This window comes from Mesorhizobium norvegicum (genome assembly GCF_004919685.1).
Classification (GTDB): Bacteria; Pseudomonadota; Alphaproteobacteria; order Rhizobiales; family Rhizobiaceae; genus Mesorhizobium; species Mesorhizobium norvegicum.
On sequence record NZ_SMYZ01000176.1, the window covers coordinates 1 to 5835 of the forward strand.

Below are 5835 nucleotides of genomic sequence, written 5' to 3' on the forward strand. Positions count from 1 at the left end.
GGGCCGCTAGTAGCCCCGCCAGCGCGCGTTTCAGCTGGCCGCTCTCGTACACCGTCGAAGCGTTCGCGCGCGGCCTGGCGCCCGCCTGTGGCAGCGCCAACTACTTCCGCACTATCCATTCCAGCAAATCTGGGTCCACGTCATCGGCGCCGGTAAGATCGCGGATCAAAAGCGCGGCAAACGATCGCCAACTGTCTTCGGGAATTCTCTCTTCGGTGACTGATTTTATGAAGGCGCTGCGAAGGATATCACAGTCGAAAGCCGATACCGAAACACCCAGCTTATCCATGGTGCAACCTCCCATCCAAGGGCTGGAAACAGAATGGTGACTTGGCGATTCATATTCAGTTTTTTGGTGGGTTCAATAAAATTTTACGGTACGAATTTTACCAAAGAATCGAGGCTACGCGATGCCCACCGGAGACCTAAAGGGCCGGCCGGGCAGCGTGCCAGCGCGACCATGCTTGCTCTGCCGCCTGACGGTATCCGCTCGGCATCGGTTGCCAATCGGCCGGCGGGATTCGCATACACCACTTGGGATCGCGGAAGCCCCAATGCTCAAGCCCGACCATCTGAGATCCGTCAAACCAGACCGTCACATTGAGCTTCGGGAAGTGCAGCACCCTGGCTTGCCACCAAGTGCGCTCGATCTCGTATTCGCCGACGCCGTCGGCCCAGCGTGTCCGGCCCTTGCCAGGGCGTTCGGTTAGATCGCTATCGCGCATGGCGCTCCGGATTGCGCTCGTATTAGCTTCCGTGCATATTTTGACGGCCGGGGGGCTCTATCCTTCCCGGAAGGCCCGGTTGCCGTTTCCCTGTGTCACCCATAGCTGTGCGGCAGCCGGGCCGTCTAGAAGGGCCACCAGGCCAGCGCCAGAATGACGCCGGCGGCAAGGGTGAAGGCGAGCCAAGCAATCATGCCTGTCCCTCGGCCGGCCCGTAGGCCATCTGAACGATCTCGGCCGCCGTCATCATGGCGAGCGCGTATTCGTTGCCGAAGGCCTGCCACAGTGTGAACGGGATCGCGACCTTGACGGTGGAGCCGTCTTCCATGTCCATGATGATGCCGACCCACTCGCCCTTCGGCGCCGGGCCGAAGTGCAGGCCGACAACATGCCGGCTTGGGAAGTCGCCGAACCGCTCCTGAAACGTCGCCTGGTGAGCACGTACAGTAGGGTCGTGCTGATCACCGGGCTTCGGGATAGTGGCCGGATCGAAGTCGGGAAAATCGAAGTCTCTCATCCGCGCCGCGGCTTTCTGCCGGTCGATAGCAACCCGCTCTGGACCGCAAAGCGCTGCAATTTCGTGAGACCGCTGTTATCGGCGGCGATGATGTCAAAGACATCATTGGGACCTAGGCCGAAATCGAGCTTGAGGTGTACCATTTTGCTGCCGCCGGGAGACGCCGATGCCAACGCCGGCGCAAGGCCGCCAGTGGCGAAGCGCGGGATGGCGAGCGAACGATTGAAGCTTTCGACCACGCCGCCAAGGCTGAAGCCGCGCAGCGAGTTCAGGGACGGCACGCCGTTGTTGAGCGAGTTGAAGAAATCAACGCCGAGCCGCTTCACCATTGCAGCCTGAATGACAAATTCGCCATTGCTCAAATAGGCGAGGATACTGTCGGTCTTCGGGCCACCTGGTCCACGAACAGAGCCGCCACCGGCAAAGCCGCCATGAGAACCGCCGGTGTCCGAAGACGACGAGCCTGCCGCCTGTGCCCGGAGTGCCTGGGCCGCAGCCGCAGCCGCCCGCAATGATGCGAGGATCTGGGCAATCGCCGACTGGATTTGCCCGGCCAGGCTGGTGACGATGCTGGCCAGATTGGCGAATCCGCCCTGCAGCAAGGAGCGCAAGCCGCCGAGGATGGTGCCAAACTGGCCAGGAAGGGCCTGGAATGGCAACAGCAAGGCTTCTGCGGCCTGCGCAGCGCCGCTGGCATCGATGTTGCCAAGCCCGCTCGTAATGGCCGTACCGGCGTCCTGTGCGGCTGGCGCGATCTTGTTGATCGAGTTGGTGATGTCGTCGCCGGCGGTCGACACGTCGGCGCCGGCGCCGGCTGCGCTCTTACCCAGATTGCCGAGCGTGCCGGCCGCCCGCGCGGCTTCGAACTCGGCGTCGGTCATCTTGCTCGCGAGAAGCGAAACGCCCTCGCGCGCTGTTGCTGCACCATTGGCAGCAACGTCGAACAGTTGCTTGACTGGTCCGTTCGGGCCGAACGTGGTTACCGTGATCGTGTGAAGGTTTTCGACCTTCTTTGCTGTCTCATCAACTGCCGCGCTCGCGGTAGCCGCGCCAGTCTTGGCGTCGGTGCCAAGCGCCTGAAAACCTGCGCCTGCCTGTTTGGCCTGGAAGGCAGCGTCGGTGATCTTGCCGGTGAGCAAATCGAGGAAGTCTGCCGACGGCTTGATTTTCTCCTGCAGACCAGTGGCTTTGTCGGTCAGATGGACGAAGGCGTCCGCAGCGGCGTTTAGATCAGGATTGGCGGCGCCGATCTTTTTCACAGCCGCCAAATAGGCCTCAAGGCTTCCGCCAGCGGCGAAGTCGCGCAGCGCTTGGCTGAACGGGTTCTCTTTCGCAGGTGCCGCTGCCAGGTCGCGCAGCCGCTTGATCTCAGTTTCGAACGCCGGCACCAAGTCTTGCAGGGCCGCACGCTGTTGAATGATGAGGCCGTTACGGATCTCGTCAGTCATGTTTTTGACGGCGTTGCCAGCCCGCCCATAGGCCTCCTTCACGCCCTCGACCAAGCCTTCATGCCGCTGCAGCGCTGCCGTCGCCGCGTCCGCCTTCAAAGCCCAAAGCCCGATACCTGTTGCGATGAGCCCTATCGCCACGACAATGGGATTGGCAGATATGAAAAGCAGGGCCGCACGCAAACGCACCAGACCGCCCAGAAGCAGGCCTGCGCCTTCAAGGGCAATACCGAAACCACGCGTCAAAAGGCCGAGCCCGAGCAAGAGCGGGCCGATCGATGCCGCAACACCGCCGATGATCGTACCGAGACGCAGAGTTTCAGGGCTGAGTTTGGCAACGGCTTGCGTCCATTCGGTCAGCTTGATGACGATCTGCGTGACAAAATCGAGGAACCCAGAGGCACCGATGGCGATGGATAGATTTTCCAACGCGCTTTTCAACTGGTCGATCTCACCCCAGAGACCCTTGACGCGAGTGGCGGCGATCTCGGCGGAATCGGTATTCTTCAGCTTGGCCGACATCTCATCGATGCCCTTGCTGCCCTGCTTCATGAGAGCAATGGCGGTACGCATGGCATCGACACCGAAGATGGTCTTCACGTTGTCGGTGAGATCTTCCTGAGACAGCTTGCCCAGCTTGTCCTGAAGGACTTGGGCCACTTGTGACATCGTAAGCATATTGCCTTTGGCGTCGAAGAACTTGAGGCCCAGCTTTTCCATTGCCGCCGCCGCCTGGTCAGACTGCGGCACGAGGCGAGTGAGGAATGTCTTGAACGACGTGCCGGCATCGCTGCCGGAACTAAAGCTTGATGCCGTCGCCGCCAGAACAGCATTGAAGTCCTGAAACGTGACACCAAGAGCACCGGCAGCGCCACCAGCCTGGCCGATGGCGAGCCTATAATCATCAAAGCTCAACTTGGATTCGATGGTCGCGCCGGTGATGGAGTCGACGATGCCGGGCAATTGCGAGGCACTGAGTTTGAATTGATTTATCACGTCGCCGACGACGGTTGCGGCAGACGCGAGCCCGGTATTGTTGGCTGCCGCAAGATTGACCATGGCATCGGCAGCGCCGCCCATGATCGTCTTGAAATCCAGACCGACCTTCGCCAACTCAGTCATGCCTTGGGCGGCTTCAGTGGACGTGAACACCGACGCCTGACCGAGCGCCTGCGCCTTCTTTTCGGCGTCCTCAAACGCCTTGCCAGCCACGGCCGCATTGACGGCGAAGCTGTTCATGGCCCTTTCAAAGTCGCCGGCCTGCTTCAGGATGCCGACACCAGCACCGACGATTGGTAGGGTCAACGCCGTGGTCAGCGTGCGGCCAACGGCCTGTATCTTCTTGCCCGCTTCCTCAAAATCCTTGGCAAGTCCTTTTATCTGGACCTGGGCCTGTTTCAGCGAGGCGAAAAACCCGGTCCCCAGCCCCTTGATCTCGGCCGCTGCCGTCTGCAAATCCTTAAACGCCTTGCGGCCGGCAGCACCGAACTCTTCAAGCTCACGCTTATGCGGCGAAGGCAGAGCTCGAGAAGCGCCTGCAGGCAGCTATCGCGGCGGCCACCGAAGCCGAACTCGCCGACCGCTACAACAGCGCCAAAGCCAAGGCCGATGCAGCCGCCAAGATGCTGCGGAAGGAATATCCGGACCTCGGCCGGCGCTTTCTTGAACTGATCAGGGCAGTGGCCGAGGCGGACGTCGCGGTCGAGGAGGCAAACAAGCGCTTAGGCGCGTTCGATGTCACGGTTTGCCGCGGCGATCTTGGTCTCGATCGCTTCGAGTTCCTTGTCGCTGCCGTCGAGCAGCACCCGGCGACGCTCGGCTTCCAGCTTCTCGGCAGCGGCCTCCAGGCCTTCGATGTCGATCTGCTCGAGTGTCTGGCGAAGCTGGTCAGCCGTGTTCGTCTGGCCTCCCCGCATCGACTTGAGAATATTCTGGACGTTCATTTCTTCCCCATCGGGTTCGACCTGATGAGCGAGAAAGTGGCAGTCCAAACGCGATGGGCAAAGGGCTGCAAACGCGATGAAACGCGACGAAACGCGATAGCCTTTAACCGGTCCGAAGTTTGGCCCGGAGCGCTGAGGCGGAGACCAGCCATCGCCCTCCATCCTTCACGCCGAACACCTTCTTCTGTCGGCACCAAAGACGGACCGTGTCGTCCGCAATGCGAAACCGGCTCGCTGCCGCACTGGTTTCAATCAGGTCGTCGGTGCGGGTTTCGGCTTGTTGCGTGGGTAGCGGGCAGCTTTCCTGGTCGCGCTGCTCAACGTATCGGCGCAGGTCTGCGATCGCAGCCTCGACTGAAGCGACGTAGACCTCGAGTTGCGGATCCGCTTGCCCGGTCATGCAGCGCCCCCGATTAGTCGCCGGCCGTTGCTGTCGGCTTTCGACAAAGGAACCAAAGCCCTGCAGCTATGTTTACTTGGCGAAGGGCATCTTAAATTCTTGGAGAACTGATAATGAAAACCACCCTTATTCTGGGCGCGCTGGTGCTTTGCTTGGCCGCGCCTGCGGTCGCCTCGGCGGACTCGCTCGTCATCACCACCCAACGGCATCATCGCAGTAACAACAACGACGCTGTGATTATCAATCAGGACGGCCAGCGCCTTCACCATCGCCGGCATGGCACGGAAGCTTTCTATGACAGCGGCAATCGCAATTGGCGCCGGCACCATCGCCGCGATCACGTCGTGGTCACGACCGGATCGATCGAACGCCGTCATCACCGCCGCGTCATCATTCAGGACGATCAGGGAGACGACAGCGAGGACTAAAACAGTCCTTCGACCTGGCTCCTGAGGAAGTCTGGGAGCCGGGCCGCACCTTCCCAGGCGAGGAAGCGTCTGAAGACGACCGATCCCACAACCCTTGGAGAGTTCGGACGATGAACGCCATCCATTCTGAAACCTCGAGCCACGTTGACGCTTACCGCGCTGCCAGGCTTGCGTTGCTGACCAAGCGGGTAGCGCGCCAGATGGATCGCACTGAAGCTTCAGCGCGGGCTGTAGAGCAAGCGTCGGCGAGGCTAGCCACTGAAGCGAGCGCCACCGCTCCTTACTAAACCGCGCATCGGCCCTTTCGCCTTCGAGACTTGCGCCGCATTGTTGGCAGGCCACGGCGCGCATCATGCTGCGGCACCCGTTTCGCC

At 61.1% G+C, this 5835-nt stretch carries 7 protein-coding genes; 2 read left to right on the plus strand and 5 right to left on the minus strand.

Annotated elements, in window-relative coordinates:
- A partial coding sequence (locus FCU66_RS41750) for a hypothetical protein (protein ID WP_210239727.1) occupies positions 1 to 329 on the plus strand: 329 nt, incomplete at its 5' end.
- Between the two features lie 96 nt (positions 330 to 425).
- Here FCU66_RS41750 and FCU66_RS40400 read toward each other — a convergent pair.
- The 5 genes from FCU66_RS40400 to FCU66_RS40420 form a co-directional block, all read right to left on the minus strand.
- Positions 426 to 725: a hypothetical protein gene (locus tag FCU66_RS40400; RefSeq protein ID WP_136622640.1), complete on the minus strand. Its 300-nt coding sequence runs from the start codon at positions 723 to 725 to the stop codon at positions 426 to 428.
- 190 nt (positions 726 to 915) lie between these two features.
- On the minus strand, positions 916 to 1242 hold the full coding sequence (locus FCU66_RS40405) for a hypothetical protein (protein WP_136622641.1): 327 nt from the start codon (positions 1240 to 1242) through the stop codon (positions 916 to 918).
- On the minus strand, positions 1239 to 4145 hold the full coding sequence (locus tag FCU66_RS40410) for a phage tail tape measure protein (RefSeq protein ID WP_168992223.1): 2907 nt from the start codon (positions 4143 to 4145) through the stop codon (positions 1239 to 1241). The genes FCU66_RS40405 and FCU66_RS40410 overlap by 4 nt, the downstream gene beginning before the upstream one ends.
- 266 nt (positions 4146 to 4411) lie before the next feature.
- Complete coding sequence (locus FCU66_RS40415) at positions 4412 to 4633, minus strand: hypothetical protein (RefSeq protein WP_136622643.1); 222 nt, start codon at positions 4631 to 4633, stop codon at positions 4412 to 4414.
- Positions 4634 to 4736: 103 nt separating this feature from the next.
- Positions 4737 to 5033: a MerR family transcriptional regulator gene (locus FCU66_RS40420; protein ID WP_136622644.1), complete on the minus strand. Its 297-nt coding sequence runs from the start codon at positions 5031 to 5033 to the stop codon at positions 4737 to 4739.
- 113 nt (positions 5034 to 5146) lie between these two features.
- Between FCU66_RS40420 and FCU66_RS40425 the strand changes: the two genes are divergently transcribed.
- Complete coding sequence (locus FCU66_RS40425) at positions 5147 to 5461, plus strand: hypothetical protein (RefSeq protein WP_136622645.1); 315 nt, start codon at positions 5147 to 5149, stop codon at positions 5459 to 5461.
- Positions 5462 to 5835 lie beyond the last annotated feature (374 nt).